Origin of the sequence: Rahnella sp. PD4, from assembly GCF_049199325.1 — a bacterium.
Taxonomy (GTDB): Bacteria; Pseudomonadota; Gammaproteobacteria; order Enterobacterales; family Enterobacteriaceae; genus Rahnella; species Rahnella perminowiae.
In genome coordinates this window covers 555,572-570,220 of the sequence record NZ_JBLZQF010000003.1, presented here as the reverse complement: position 1 = coordinate 570,220, position 14,649 = coordinate 555,572, and the positions used below count along the sequence as shown (strand labels likewise).

General features: G+C 49.2%; 12 protein-coding genes. 3 read left to right on the top strand and 9 right to left on the bottom strand.

The genetic code is table 11. From position 1 onward, the window contains the following. Positions 1-20: 20 nt before the first annotated feature. The 9 genes from ACOZIO_RS11505 to bolA form a co-directional block, all read right to left on the bottom strand. On the bottom strand, positions 21-422 hold the full coding sequence (locus ACOZIO_RS11505; protein WP_129952834.1) for a YbgC/FadM family acyl-CoA thioesterase: 402 nt from the start codon (positions 420-422) through the stop codon (positions 21-23). A gap of 118 nt (positions 423-540) precedes the next feature. After that, positions 541-924: a ComEA family DNA-binding protein gene (locus ACOZIO_RS11500; protein WP_129952835.1), complete on the bottom strand. Its 384-nt coding sequence runs from the start codon at positions 922-924 to the stop codon at positions 541-543. A 139-nt stretch (positions 925-1,063) separates the two neighbouring features. Continuing rightward, positions 1,064-2,944 (bottom strand): peptidylprolyl isomerase, encoded by a 1,881-nt coding sequence (gene ppiD / locus ACOZIO_RS11495; RefSeq protein WP_129952836.1) that lies wholly within the window; start codon positions 2,942-2,944, stop codon positions 1,064-1,066. Between the two features lie 165 nt (positions 2,945-3,109). Further along, entirely contained in the window at positions 3,110-3,385 is a 276-nt protein-coding gene (hupB, locus tag ACOZIO_RS11490) for a nucleoid-associated protein HU-beta (protein ID WP_013576637.1), read from the bottom strand. Positions 3,386-3,601: 216 nt separating this feature from the next. Then, a complete protein-coding gene (lon, locus tag ACOZIO_RS11485) occupies positions 3,602-5,956 on the bottom strand; it encodes an endopeptidase La (RefSeq protein WP_129952837.1) in 2,355 nt (784 codons plus the stop codon). Positions 5,957-6,147: 191 nt separating this feature from the next. After that, positions 6,148-7,422 carry an ATP-dependent protease ATP-binding subunit ClpX gene (clpX, locus tag ACOZIO_RS11480; protein ID WP_095924953.1) on the bottom strand — a complete coding sequence of 425 codons (1,275 nt, stop codon included), beginning with the start codon at positions 7,420-7,422 and terminating at the stop codon, positions 6,148-6,150. Positions 7,423-7,630: 208 nt separating this feature from the next. Beyond that, positions 7,631-8,254, bottom strand: coding sequence for an ATP-dependent Clp endopeptidase proteolytic subunit ClpP (gene clpP, locus ACOZIO_RS11475; RefSeq protein ID WP_013576640.1), 624 nt, complete (start codon positions 8,252-8,254; stop codon positions 7,631-7,633). A gap of 414 nt (positions 8,255-8,668) precedes the next feature. Continuing rightward, the gene (gene tig, locus ACOZIO_RS11470; RefSeq protein ID WP_129952838.1) at positions 8,669-9,973 is read right to left on the bottom strand and encodes a trigger factor; all 1,305 of its coding nucleotides are present in this window, start codon (positions 9,971-9,973) and stop codon (positions 8,669-8,671) included. Positions 9,974-10,406: 433 nt separating this feature from the next. Further along, a complete protein-coding gene (gene bolA / locus ACOZIO_RS11465) occupies positions 10,407-10,721 on the bottom strand; it encodes a transcriptional regulator BolA (protein WP_112151718.1) in 315 nt (104 codons plus the stop codon). Positions 10,722-11,049: 328 nt separating this feature from the next. Between bolA and ACOZIO_RS11460 the strand changes: the two genes are divergently transcribed. The 3 genes from ACOZIO_RS11460 to cyoA all read left to right on the top strand — a co-directional run bounded on the left by ACOZIO_RS11460 (position 11,050) and on the right by cyoA (position 14,646). Next, positions 11,050-11,628: a lipoprotein gene (locus ACOZIO_RS11460; protein WP_129952839.1), complete on the top strand. Its 579-nt coding sequence runs from the start codon at positions 11,050-11,052 to the stop codon at positions 11,626-11,628. A 148-nt stretch (positions 11,629-11,776) separates the two neighbouring features. Next, positions 11,777-13,255 (top strand): muropeptide MFS transporter AmpG, encoded by a 1,479-nt coding sequence (gene ampG, locus ACOZIO_RS11455; RefSeq protein ID WP_129992085.1) that lies wholly within the window; start codon positions 11,777-11,779, stop codon positions 13,253-13,255. A gap of 431 nt (positions 13,256-13,686) precedes the next feature. Next, positions 13,687-14,646 carry a cytochrome o ubiquinol oxidase subunit II gene (gene cyoA / locus ACOZIO_RS11450; protein ID WP_129952841.1) on the top strand — a complete coding sequence of 320 codons (960 nt, stop codon included), beginning with the start codon at positions 13,687-13,689 and terminating at the stop codon, positions 14,644-14,646. Positions 14,647-14,649 lie beyond the last annotated feature (3 nt).

Sequence of the window (14,649 nt, the reverse complement as noted above, 5' to 3'; positions counted from 1 at the left end):
TTATGTATAAAGCGAAAAGGTTAATCGTTTTCCAGTTCCAGTTCACGTAACCGTTCGAGCAATTCCCCTTCCAGCGGCAGCGCTTTTTGCGTGCGCAAATCGATACATACGAACGTCAGCGTCGCATCCGCAACCACTTCACCTTCACAGGTAACAACCTGCTCGAGAACACCGCTGCGTCCGTTCAGTTGCTGCAAGCTGCTGTCTATACGCAGAACGTCGCCCAGTACGGCCGGTTTTCGGTAGTTGATGTTGATATTCACCACAATGAAAGCAATCTTGTTTTGGCTCATCCACTGGAAACCCGACTGATTGTCGAGCCACTCCCAGCGCGCCGTTTCAAGAAACTCCAGATAACGCGCATTATTTACGTGTTGATAAACATCAATGTGAAAACCGCGAACTTTAATGAACGTATGCATAATCGTTAAAAAACTCCTGATAGTCGTCTGAGGTATACGACCAAACTGGTCAGATGTCTTTAGAGATTAGCAGAAGAAAACGGCGGCAACCGTTAAGGGATCACCGCCGCGACATCCGTCACAATTTCAGACGGTCCCTGTTACGCTCAAACAATGCGGCGCCGATCCCCGGCACCTCACGCAGTTGTTCAATATCCGTAAATTTCCCCAGCTCTTCGCGGTAACTGACAATGGCTTGCGCCTTTTTCATACCGACGCCGTTCATCACGCTGGCAAATTCTTCCGCCGTCGCTGTGTTGATGCTTACGGTACCTTCATCGGTGACGGCTACTTGCTCCTTTTTCACTTGCGGGCCAGTGTTTTTGCTGGCTGCCGTCGCCGGTGCCGGCGCCGTGGTCGCCACGCTACTGGTCGCATTGGGAGCGGCTTGCAACATTACAGGTAGTGTAGAAAGCCCCAGCGCCAGCGCTAACGAAAGTGAGGTAATGCCTAATTTTTTCATGCTGTATCCTCCATGTGTTTGACAGCACGGAGAGAGTGCATCAGGCAAAGAAAGCGGACAATGGGCAACTTTCAAATGTGGAAAAGGCCGCGGAAGCGGCCTTTTGTTTGTTGCAACGCGTTGCAAAACTTTGCGGCGTTTACTGGTTTTGTGCAGCAGAACCGTATTTAATTTTCGCTTCCTGGCGCAGGTTGGTCAGTAGCGCATCAAAAGTCACATTCGAGGAGGTCTGTTGCATTTCCTGATTAAAACGTACTGCATCGGCGTCAGGAAGGGTGCCTGGCGTCACCGCATTCAGTTTGACCAGTACGCTGTTGCCTTTATCGTCCTGAGTCAGGCCATAAACCGGCTTGTCTTTCTGAGGATGAGGCAGCGCGTAGACGTTTTCTTCGAATGCGGAAGGTTGCTGGCTGCGTTGTACTTTCTGGACTGCGCCAAATGTCAGGCCAGCAGCTTTCATGGCATCATCGCCTTTGCCATCTTTCAACGCGGTCAGTAATTTCTCGCCTTCCATCCGCGCCTGATCCTGTGCTTTCTGCCGCTTCACCAGCGTCGTAACCTGATCTTTCACGTCAGCGAAAGGTTTGACCCCTTCAGCTTTATGCGCATCCACGCGAACCACAAAGGCCCGGTCACCATCAACGGTAATAATGTCTGAGTTACTGCCCGGAGAACCGTCCTGACCAATCAGGCCACCGTCGAAAATCGCCTGTACGACAGGTTTAAAATTAATACCTGCCGGGATTTGATTTTGGGTGAACCAGTCAGTATGAACCGCTTTCGTACCGGCAACTTCTTCAGCTGAGGCCAGAGATTCGTTGTCATTGGTTGCCGCTTCGCTGACTTTCTGTTGCAGCGCGTAGTAAGCATCCAGTGATTTCTCTTGTTTAAGCTTGTCTGCAATCGTGTTGCGAACGTCAGCTAACGGTTTGACCTGCTCAGGCGTCACATCATCAAGGCGCAGAATGAAGAAGCCGCTGTCAGATTTAATCACACCGGAAACCTGACCTTTCGTAGTCAGATTGGCATTTTTAAATTCGGGTAACGTGGTTTCAGGTTCCATCCAGCCCAGATCCCCCCCCTGTTTTGCACTCAGGGTGTCGGTCGATTTAGACTTAGCCAGCGCCGCGAAATCGGTGCCTTTTTTCAGCTCGGCGGCCACAGCATCAGCATCAGCCTGAGATTTCAGGACAATAACGCTGTAGCGACGTCGTTCAGGCTGACCAAATTCGCTTTTATGCTGGTCGTAATAAGCGCTGATATCCGCATCCGACACATCTGTTTTCCCCTGCATGGCCGCTGCATCCATTTCGATGTAGCTGACTTTCACCTGTTCAGGCGAGAGGAAGTTGTTCTTGTTCTGATCGTAGAATGCCTGCAATTCAGCATCAGTGACCTGCTGTTTAGCTGCCAGTGCATCGGTATCCACTGTGGCAGTCTGCACATCACGGCTCTGAAGAATCAGCTCACCCAATGATTTGCTTTCCACAGGCAGAACGAAATCGGACCGGCCATAGGCCTGTTCCAGCTGCTGACTGATGAGTTGTTGTTTCATCAGCTGCGCAAAATTATCGGCGGTGTATCCCATACCCTGGATGCTTTGCAGATATTTAGCGTTGTCGAAACGCCCGTCAGTCTGGAATTGCGGGGTGGCAATAATCGCGTCTTTGATCTGCTGATCGCTGACGGTAATGCCTAATTTTTTGGAATACTGATCCAGCAACGTGACGTCAATCAGATTGCTCAGGGATTCCTGGCGTAATTGCTGCATATAACCGTCGCTGCCCGCAAGCGCAGAGAATTGATCTCCAAGCTGCTGTTGCAAACGGCTACGCTGGTTTTGAACTGCCTGTTCCAGCTGAGCACGTCCTATTTCCTGACCATTCACTTTCGCTGCATAGTCGCCTGAACCGCCGATCAGGTAGTTGCCCACCCCTGTCAAAATAAAGGACAGAATAATCAGGGCCAGAATGATTTTGAGCACGACGTGATTGGCGGCCGCGCGTAAATTGTCCATCATAGTGTGGCAACACTCCGCTGTAATAAAAAAAGCGCACCGTTTTCGATGCGCCTTATATCTTACCTTACCAGCCCGATGACGTCAGGTTATTGTTTAACAACCAGACCTGAATGAAAAAGCATCAGTGATACGCTTCACACAGTTTCGACGTCAGTCTGCGGGTAATTAACCGTTAACGGCATCTTTCAGCGCTTTACCTGCACGGAAGCCAGGCACTTTAGCCGCTGCAATGCTGATTTCTTTACCGGTCTGTGGGTTACGACCAGTACGTGCTGAACGTTCGCGCACAGAGAAAGTCCCAAAACCAACCAGAGCTACTTCATCCCCAGCTTTCAGGGTGTCAGTGACAGATGCAAGAACAGCATCTAAAACACGTCCCGCTGCGGCTTTAGAAATATCAGCGCCTGCAGCAATTTTGTCGATCAATTGTGACTTATTCACTCTTATCATCCCCTCTTAAAATTCGTTCATCACGGCGCATTTTCCCTACGGACGTGACCGCGCTGCTGTTATATCAATCTTGTCAGAGCGATGCAAGCGACTGAAAGCAGCCTGAAACTCTATGACCGTTGACTAAGTTAACGGCACAAAAAAAAGCTGGCAAGTGAGATTTCACCTGCCAGCCTCAGTTTTATTCAACTGTGTAAGCTGAAGTCACTATTTTGCTGCCACCGGCAATGCGCCGTAGGCCGGATTTTGCAGTGCAATGTTCAGAACATCATCAATGCGTTTTACCGGGTGGATCTCAAGATCTGCCAGCACGTTTGCCGGAATTTCTTCCAGATCACGTTTATTGTCGTCCGGGATCAGAACCACTTTAATGCCGCCACGATGGGCTGCCAGCAGTTTTTCTTTCAGACCACCAATTGGCAGAACCAGACCACGCAGCGTGATTTCACCGGTCATCGCAACATCTGCACGAACGGGGTTGCCTGTCAGACAAGACACCAGCGCGGTACACATAGCAATACCCGCACTCGGACCGTCTTTTGGCGTTGCCCCTTCTGGTACGTGAACGTGAATATCACGTTTTTCGTAGAAGTCAGGGTTAATACCCAGTTTGTCTGCACGTGAACGGACAACCGTCAGCGCGGCCTGAATAGATTCCTGCATGACTTCCCCCAGAGAACCGGTATAAGTCAGCTTACCCTTGCCCGGTACGCAGGCCGTTTCGATGGTCAGCAGTTCGCCACCCACTTCGGTCCACGCCAGACCTGTAACCTGACCTACACGGTTTTCGGTATCAGCACGGCCATAATCGACCTTCTGCACACCCAGGAAATCTTTCAGGTTGTCGCCGTTGATTTCAATATGCTTGGTGTCTTTATCCATCAGCAATTGCTTAACCGCTTTACGGCACAGTTTCGACAATTCACGTTCCAGACTACGTACACCCGCTTCACGGGTATAGAAACGGATAATACCGATGATTGCGCTGTCATCCACAGTCAGTTCGTTCTGCTTAAGCGCATTGCGTTCAAGCTGCTTCGGTAACAGATGCTGTTTGGCGATGTTCAATTTTTCGTCTTCGGTATAACCGGAAAGACGAATCACTTCCATACGGTCCAGCAGCGGAGCCGGGATATTCATGGAGTTAGAGGTCGCCACAAACATCACATCTGATAGATCATAATCGACTTCCAGATAGTGATCGTTGAACGCCACGTTTTGTTCCGGATCCAAGACTTCCAGCAAGGCAGAGGCCGGATCGCCACGCATATCCGATGACATCTTGTCGATCTCATCAAGCAGGAACAGCGGGTTTTTAACCCCTACTTTAGCCATTTTTTGGATCAGTTTGCCCGGCATGGAACCGATATAGGTACGACGGTGACCGCGGATTTCCGCTTCATCACGTACGCCACCCAGCGCCATTCGCACATACTGACGGCCAGTCGCGCGTGCGATTGACTGACCCAGTGAGGTTTTACCCACGCCCGGAGGCCCCACCAGACAGAGGATAGGCCCTTTAATTTTGCTGACACGACTCTGCACAGCGAGATATTCCAGAATGCGGTCTTTGACACGCTCCAGACCATAATGGTCGGTATCCAGAACTTCCTGTGCTTTGCGCAAGTCCTTTTTAACTTTGCTGCGGGCATTCCATGGCACCTGAAGCATCCAGTCGATATAACCACGGACAACCGTGGCCTCGGCGGACATCGGCGACATCATTTTCAGTTTTTGCAGCTCAGCTTCGGTTTTTTCACGCGCATCTTTCGGCATTTTGGCCGCTTCGATTTTGCGTTTCAGCGCTTCGTGTTCGTCAGGTGTGTCATCCATTTCACCGAGTTCTTTCTGAATCGCTTTCATTTGCTCGTTCAGATAGTACTCACGCTGACTTTTTTCCATCTGTTTTTTGACACGATTGCGAATGCGTTTCTCAACCTGCAACAGGTCAATTTCCGATTCCATCATCGCCATCAGATATTCCAGACGCTCGGTGATATCAAACATTTCCAACACAGATTGTTTGTCAGCGAGTTTCAGTGGCATATGTGCAGCGATGGTATCAGCCAGACGTGCAGCGTCTTCAATGCTGTTGAGCGAAGTCAGCACTTCCGGCGGGATCTTTTTGTTCAGTTTGATGTAACCTTCAAACTGATTAATCGCAGTCCGCACCAGAACTTCCTGCTCGCGTTCATCCACAGCCGGAGATTCCAGGTATTCCGCCTGGGCAGCAAAATGCTCGCCACTGTCAGAAAGTGTCGTAATACGCGCGCGTTGTAACCCTTCCACCAGCACTTTGACCGTGCCGTCCGGGAGCTTCAGCATTTGTAATATTGAGGCAACCGTACCCACGGAGAAGAGATCGTTAACGCCCGGCTCATCTGTTGAGGCTTCTTTCTGGGCCACCAGCATGATTTTTTTGTCGTGATCCATCGCGGCTTCGAGGCATCGTATCGATTTTTCCCTGCCAACAAACAACGGGATCACCATGTGCGGATAAACCACCACATCGCGCAGAGGCAATACGGGGATTTCTATGCGTTCAGAACGCTCAGGGTTCATAGAGCTCTCTCTTAGTTTAGCTTCCGCCAGGTTAAGGAAATCTCGTGAAACACGAGTCAGACGGGTTTCAGCAAGTCGTTAACTGAGTATATGGGGATGAATGTCCGACATTCAACGATAAGAATGTGCGAAAAAAAAATGGGGGACAAAATCCCCCATTTCGTGGCTAACTCTCTGGATAGATTGGCTAATTATTCGCCAGATGCTTGTTGCGCTTCTGGTTTGCCATAAATCATCAGAGGTTCTGACTGACCCGCAATCACGGATTCATCAATAACCACTTTCTCGACATCTTCGAGAGATGGCAGATCATACATAGTATCCAGCAATGCAGCTTCCACAATGGAACGCAGACCGCGTGCCCCGGTTTTACGGACCATGGCTTTTTTCGCGATCGCCGTCAGTGCTTCGTCCCGGAATTCCAGTTCAACGCCTTCCAGATTGAACAATGCCTGATATTGCTTAGTCAGCGCATTTTTCGGCTCTTTCAGAATCTGAATCAGAGCTTCTTCATTCAGCTCACTCAGGGTCGCCACCACAGGCAGACGGCCAATGAACTCTGGGATCAGACCAAATTTGATCAAATCTTCAGGTTCTGCCTGAGCCAGTAACTGACCTTCCGTCGCTTTCTGCTCTTTGCCTTTCACTTCGGCACCGAAACCGATACCGGTATTGGTATTGATACGCTGTCCGATGACTTTATCCAGGCCGGCAAAAGCACCGCCACAGATAAACAGAATTTTCGAGGTATCAACCTGCAGGAATTCCTGCTGTGGATGCTTGCGTCCGCCTTGCGGTGGAACGGCAGCCACCGTGCCTTCAATCAGTTTCAACAGCGCCTGCTGAACACCTTCACCGGACACGTCACGCGTGATCGATGGGTTGTCCGATTTGCGGGAAATCTTGTCGATTTCATCGATATAAACAATACCGCGTTGCGCTTTCTGAACATCGTAATCGCATTTCTGTAGCAGTTTCTGAATGATATTTTCGACGTCTTCCCCCACATAACCGGCTTCGGTCAGGGTGGTCGCATCGGCCATCGTAAATGGCACATCCAGGAAACGTGCCAGGGTTTCAGCCAGCAGCGTTTTACCACTACCGGTCGGCCCGATCAGCAGAATGTTGCTCTTACCTAATTCGATACCGTTGCTGGTATCGCCATTACGCAGGCGCTTGTAGTGATTATAGACCGCCACTGCCAGCACTTTTTTCGCAGGTTCCTGGCCGATAACATAATCGTCAAGGTGCTGACGGATTTCATGCGGCGTCGGTAGTGCACTGCGTTCACGGTGTGGCGCGACTTCTTTGATCTCTTCGCGAATAATGTCATTACATAAATCGACACATTCATCGCAGATATACACTGACGGCCCGGCAATCAGCTTACGAACTTCATGCTGGCTTTTGCCGCAAAAAGAGCAGTACAGCAGCTTTCCTGAACCGTCTTTGCGCTTATCTGTCATCAGTAAACCTCTTCTCTGGTATCAGTCCCGCAGCGTAACAATAACACCACGACACCACTATATTACACAACAGCCGCATGTTTGTTTGGCTGATGTCTGTTCATTCCTGTTATGACTCATTTCAGCAGAGCTTTAGTGGCTCAAGCTCTGCCGTTGAGACGACCGTATGAGTATAACTATAGACCATCAGCCCGGCAGAAATAAGCCGTCAGGCGCGATGGGTAAATACGGAGTCTACTAACCCGTACTGTACAGCCTCATCAGCGGACAGGAAACGATCACGCTCAGTGTCACGCTCTATTTCTTCAAGAGATTTTCCCGTATGTTTCGCCATCAGTTCATTCATACGAGATTTCACTTTCAGGATTTCTTTAGCGTGGATTTCGATATCTGTCGCCTGACCCTGGAAACCACCCAGTGGCTGGTGGATCATTACCCGTGAGTTTGGCAGGCAAAAACGTTTGCCTTCAGCCCCGGCTGTCAGCAGGAATGCACCCATTGAACATGCTTGTCCCATACAAATCGTGCTGACATCTGGTTTGATAAACTGCATGGTGTCATAAATCGACATACCGGCAGTGATCACGCCACCCGGTGAGTTGATATACAAATAAATGTCTTTTTCCGGGCTTTCTGCTTCCAGGAATAGCATCTGGGCAACAATCAGGTTAGCCATATGGTCTTCGACCTGACCGGTCAGGAAGATGATACGTTCCTTAAGCAGACGGGAGAAGATGTCGTATGAACGCTCGCCCCGTGAAGTTTGCTCAACCACCATGGGTACCAACGCCATGTTTGGTGCAAATTGCTCTCTTTCACCACTGTATGACATAACCGTCTCCTAATAGATTCTGTTTGGCGCTATTTAACATCAATTCTACTTGAGATAGGCACACATGACTATGCTCAAGCGGCCAAGTCGCCATTTACACGCCTGACGGTGTTTATCAGTCAGATTTTAAGTACAAATTTACCTGGGTTAGTTCTTATCAATGGGGGAAATTGCCCCCTTTTTCAAGCCTGCAGGGACATTTCTTTTTTTGACGCGCCCCAGGCTCCGTAAAAAACCATCCTGAGGGGGGCGGTCAACGGTTTCTACGTCGGCTGTGCCTTATATTGATAAATATAGTGCAAAAACAACAGTCAAAAACAAAAATACCTGATTTTCAGGAAATAAAAAGCCCGCAGTAAAAACTGCGGGCTTTGGAAGCAAACCTGTAAACAGGTTCAGCAATGTGTATTAAAATTATGCAGGTTGAGTCTGGTTCATCAGCTCAGTAAAAGTCGTGGCCTTTTCGGTCACTTTCGCTTTAGACAACAGAGTTTCGACCGCTTGTTCTTCCAGCGCGACGTTACGCATGTTGTTCATCAGCTCTTTATTTTTGCTGTAGAACTCAACCACTTCTTGTGGATCTTCGTACGCTGATGCCATTTCTTCGATCAGCGCTTTAACGCGATCTTCATCAGCTTTCAGTTCGTGCTGGCTGATGACTTCGCCCAGCAGCAAACCGACAACGACACGACGCTTAGCTTGCTCTTCGAACAATTCGCGTGGCAGTTCCAGCGCTTGTTTTTCGTTGCCGCCAAAACGTTGTGCAGCCTGACGACGCAGAACATCCACTTCGCCGTCGATCAATGCAGATGGCACGTCGATTTCGTTAGCGCTGACCAGACCGTCAATTGCCTGAGTTTTGATGCGGTTACGAACAGCACCTTTCAGCTCGCGTTCCATGTTTTTACGCACTTCAGCGCGCAGACCTTCTACAGAACCATCAGCCACGCCGAAACGTTTGATGAATTCTGGCGTCAGCTCTGGCAGCTCACGTTGTTCAACTTTCTTCAGGGTAATAGCAAACTTAGCCGCTTTACCTTTCAGGTTTTCAGCGTGGTAATCTTCCGGGAAGTTCACGTCAATAGTGAATTCTTCACCGGCTTTGTGACCAACCAGACCGTCTTCGAAGCCTGGGATCATGCGGCCCTGGCCCATAGCCAGTACGAAATCAGAAGCTTTACCGCCTTCGAATTCTTCACCGTCAATAGAACCGGAGAAATCAACAGTTACGCGGTCTTCAGCAGTGGCAGCAGCATCAGTTTCTTTCCAGTCCGCTTGTTGCTTACGCAGAGTTTCCAGCATGGTGTCAACATCAGCGTCGTTAACTTCAACAACCGGTTTTTCAACTTCGATGTTTTCCAGATCTTTCAGCTCAACTTCCGGGTACACTTCAAATTCTACGGAGAAGTTGAAGTCTTCACCCTGCTTGTACTCACCCGGGATATAGTTAGGTGCGCCAGCTGGATTGATTTTTTCTTTGATGATCGCATCAACGAAATTGCGTTGCATCAGATCACCCAGTACGTCCTGACGTACTGATGCGCCGTAACGCTGTTCGATGATATGGCTGGGTACTTTGCCTTTACGGAAGCCGTCAATACGTACTTTTTTAGAGACGTTGATCAGTTCACTGCTCACTGCTTTTTCAATGCTTTCAGCAGGAACAGTAATCGTTACGCGGCGCCCAAGGCCTTGAGTGGTTTCAACAGAAACTTGCATCTTGTTACCTCAAAAAAAAATCACAGTGCTCGGTCAACTCCAGAAGTCGTTCTCAAGATGAGCGCAAACTTACCTTGAAAACGACTTCTAAGAACCGGGACAGTTCTGTATCAGAACGTAGCCCTGTATTCGAGAGCGTCCGAAACCATTCCGGAAAAATTAGACGCGACATTATAGCGGCGCATACGCATTGAGTCGAGGACGGTCTCTGATGCGCGGGAGGGAAACTCACACGGGACTCGATCCTTCGAAAAATGCGGTCATTTCAGAGGCACAAACCTCTTGCCGTCAGTCCGTCAGAAGAAAAACAAAAACGGCCCGCAGGCCGTTTCTTGAAATTCGCACCTACTAATACCGCATCTGACAAGGAAAGTTCCAGTTTTACCGTGTCAAATGCCGATATTTATGCCTTTTGTGAATCAGATCGCCACTGTCAGGCCATTGTGCCCGCACCACGACATGGCGGTGAAGCCGGTACCGTATCCTGTAAGCCTTCCCATTCTTTCAAGGTATACGTGTGCAAAGCCAGCGCATGTACACTGCCTGCCAGCTCCTCGGTTAATTTCCCGTAGATGGCTCGATGGCGCGCCAGGAAACGCTCCCCGATAAACTTATCGGACACCATGACCACTTTAAAATGGCTCTCAGAGCCTGCCGGGACATTATGACGATAGCTTTCGTCAGTCACTTCCAGAAACGCAGGTTCGAATGCTTCAACTAATTTTGCTTCTATTTGCTCACGAATCATAGCAATCTCCTTACACCGCATCAGCAGAGAACTGCGCCTGTCTGGTACCCCTATCCTTTTATAATGATAGGCGGCTTTCCAGATTCTATGCACACCAGAAGAATAAATTTCTGCTGCGGATTGATAAAAATGCCGCTCAGTCTGTCAAATAAAGTGCCGCTTAGCCACGGATGACGTCAGCCGTTCGCCGCTTTACTGTGACTTTGCTGAAAAAAAACGCGAAAAACACATTTTTCCGGATTGTTGGGACTTCCCCCGGCAAATGGCAATGTTATGATGTCGGCAAATTTTTGAGCACTATTCCCTTATTAATATTGAGAAAATACACATGCTAAAGAAAATTATTTTCCCTGTTCTGGCGCTCTTTATGCTGGCGGGTTGCGCTACCAGCACTAACACGCTGGATGTTTCCCCGAAAATTGTTCTGCCTTCCCAGGATCCTACCCTGCAGGGGATTACTATCAGCATTAATGGTGCTGACCAGCGTCAGGATCAGGCACTGGCGAAAGTGAACCGCGATGGTCAGCTGATTTCCCTGACCCCGTCACGTGATCTTCGCTTCCTGCTGCAGGAATCTCTGGAGAAGCAAATGACTGCCCGGGGCTACATGGTCGGTGCTGACGGTGCCGTTGATCTGCAAATTGTGGTGAACAAACTGTATGCTGACGTTCAGGAAGGGAACCTGCGTTATAACATCACCACCAAAGCCGATATTTCTATCATCGCGACGGCGAAAAACGGCAGCAAGCAGGTAAAAAACTACCGCTCGACGTATAACGTTCAGGGTGCACTGTCTGCGACTAACGCAAAAATCACCAATGCCGTTAACACCACACTAGGCGATGTCATCAGTGACATGGCGTCAGATACCAGCATCAGCGACTTCATCAAAGCAAACGCCCGTTAAGTTCAGCTGAAGTTTACATGATGAATTCTGCCCGGCTCGTCCGGGCAGAATGCTTTTTACAGCCAGCGATTATCTTTCCTGAAATGTATCCCTTCCTTTATTATGCATGTGCGCCACTCTCTCAACGGTTCGCAGGAACACAATTTTCATGATCAGTCAGTACTTTAAAATTTTCACGCAACGCAATACGGTCATTTTATTGCTTCTGGGCTTCGCTTCCGGTTTACCCCTGGCGCTGACGTCCGGCACATTGCAAGCGTGGATGACGGTCGAAAATGTCGACCTGAAAACCATCGGTATTTTTTCGCTGGTAGGTCAGGCCTACGTGTTTAAATTCTTATGGTCGCCGATGATGGATCGCTATACCCCCTCTTTTCTCGGGCGCAGACGAGGATGGCTGATCCTGACGCAGTTGCTGTTGGTCGTGGCGATTTTCGCGATGGGATTTATGGATCCCTCAAAAGACTTATTCTGGCTGGCTGCGCTGGCCGTACTGATCGCCTTCGCCTCGGCGTCGCAGGACATCGTTTTCGACGCGTATAAAACCGATGTACTGCCACCGGAAGAACGCGGAAATGGTGCCGCCGTGTCGGTCCTGGGTTACCGTCTGGCGATGCTGGTCTCAGGGGGACTGGCGTTATGGCTGGCTGACCGGTATCTCGGCTGGCAGCATATGTACTGGCTGATGGCGGGTCTGATGCTGATAGGCGTTCTCGCTACCCTGTTAGCACCGGAACCTCAAAACGCCCAACCCGCGCCTCGCAGTATTGAGATGGCTGTTATCTCCCCGCTTAAAGATTTTTTCGGCCGCAACAATGCCTGGCTGATTTTGCTGCTTATCGTCATGTACAAAATGGGCGATGCCTTTGCAGGTAGCCTGAGTACAACATTTTTAATCCGTGGCGTTGGCTTTGATGCCGGGGAGGTCGGGCTGGTAAATAAAACGCTCGGGCTGATGGCAACGATTATCGGCGCCTTATTTGGCGGAATGTTAATGCAGCGTCTGAGCATGTTCCGCGCACTCATGTTGTTCGGGATTTTACAGGCTGTTTCCAACGCCGGTTACTGGATCCTGGCCATTACCGATAAAGATTTAACCACCATGGGCGCGGCGATTTTCTTTGAGAACCTGTGTGGCGGTATGGGGACAGCTGCATTCGTGGCGTTGCTCATGACACTGTGTAATCGGTCATTCTCTGCCACCCAGTTTGCGCTGCTTTCAGCATTGTCTGCCGTGGGACGCGTATATGTCGGGCCGATTGCCGGATGGTTCGTTGAAGCTTACGGCTGGCCTTGGTTTTATCTTTTCTCGATTGTGGCCGCTATACCCGGCTTGTTACTGCTTGCAGTTTGCCGGCAGACTCTTGAATACACTCAAAAAACAGAGGCTTTCCTGCCACGCATTCACTTCGCCGCCCCGTACCGCTGGGCGTTACGTTGCATGCTGACGGGCAGCGTGTTATTGGTACTCTGGCTGCTCACGCTGATAATCGACAGTGCCGGATGGGCATCCTGGCAAAGTCTGGCGACAATCCTGTTACAAGCGGGTGCCATCATTTGCCTGACTGGCGTTATTTTAGGCAGCCTGCTCGATTTTTTATCTCTGCGCCGTACTGCACGTGCCTGATTTACCGCCATTCATTCGAAATGAATGGCGTATTTCATTTAACAAATTATCTCTACATATGAGGCAATAAATTAAATCCAGAAAAAATAATATTTTCAGGGATAATTTTCTTTCGTGCTTTTTGTGCTTTTATTTCACCTGCTGTCTACATTAATTTAACATTAATTAAACCTACCGATGCGATATCGCACGGTAATTATAATGTCAAAATCTGTCACTCCTTGTTTTTCATCACTATAGAAAAAAATCCATACGCAACATATTGTTGCCGACTGTAAATTGTCACGTTCCGTGACATGTGTGACTGCGTTAACATAAAGTGTCAACAGCGCTTTGACACTTGTTTAAGCGTGTTTACAGTCCTGCAACCTTCCCGTAAAATGCCCGCACACCTGAAGCGACAATAGAGCCCTAGTTATTGAGGTCGTTAGATGAGACTTAAGAAATACAATAAAAGTATTGGGATGTTGTCCTTATTTGCCTCCGCAGTAATGTTGAGCGGTTGCAATACGGCATTGATGGATCCCAAGGGAGCAATTGGACTTGAGCAGAGAACGCTGATTTTAACCGCTATCGGTTTAATGCTGATCGTTGTTATACCAGTTATTATCATGGCGTTTGCCTTTGCCTGGAAGTATCGCGCTTCCAATACAAAAGCAAAATACAGTCCTGATTGGTCCCACTCCAACAAAATTGAAGCCGTCGTCTGGACAGTTCCAATTATTATCATTGCCATCCTGGCAACGATTACCTGGAAAACCACCCACTCGCTTGATCCGTTCAAGCCAATTGTGACTGACCAAAAACCGATGACGGTTGAAGTCGTTTCTCTGGACTGGAAATGGTTGTTCATTTATCCAGAACAGGGCATCGCGACCGTTAACGAACTGGTTATTCCTAAAGATGTGCCTGTTCAGTTCAAAGTCACTTCAGACTCTGTGATGAACTCGTTCTTCATTCCTCAGTTAGGCGGGCAGATTTATGCGATGGCCGGTATGCAAACTCAGCTGCATTTGATTGCAAATGAAGCGGGTACGTATAAAGGCATTTCAGCAAGCTTCAGCGGCCGCGGCTTCTCAGGTATGAAGTTCAACACAATTGCGACTCCAACCCGTGCCGATTTCGACACCTGGGTAGCGAAAGTGAAAAGTGCACCGAATCAGCTGGCGACAACTGATGACTTCAACAAACTGGCTGTACAGAGCATCGACAACCCGGTCGAATACTTCTCTGTTGCAAAACCTGGTTTGTTTAAAGAAATCATTGGCAAATACTCCATGCATGACATGAAGGCAGCGCCGGAAGGTCATACCATGCCAATACCTGCAGGCGCTGACATGAAAGGCATGGATATGGGTGGACAGTCTCACGCAGCCGGAGCCGAGGAATAAAAG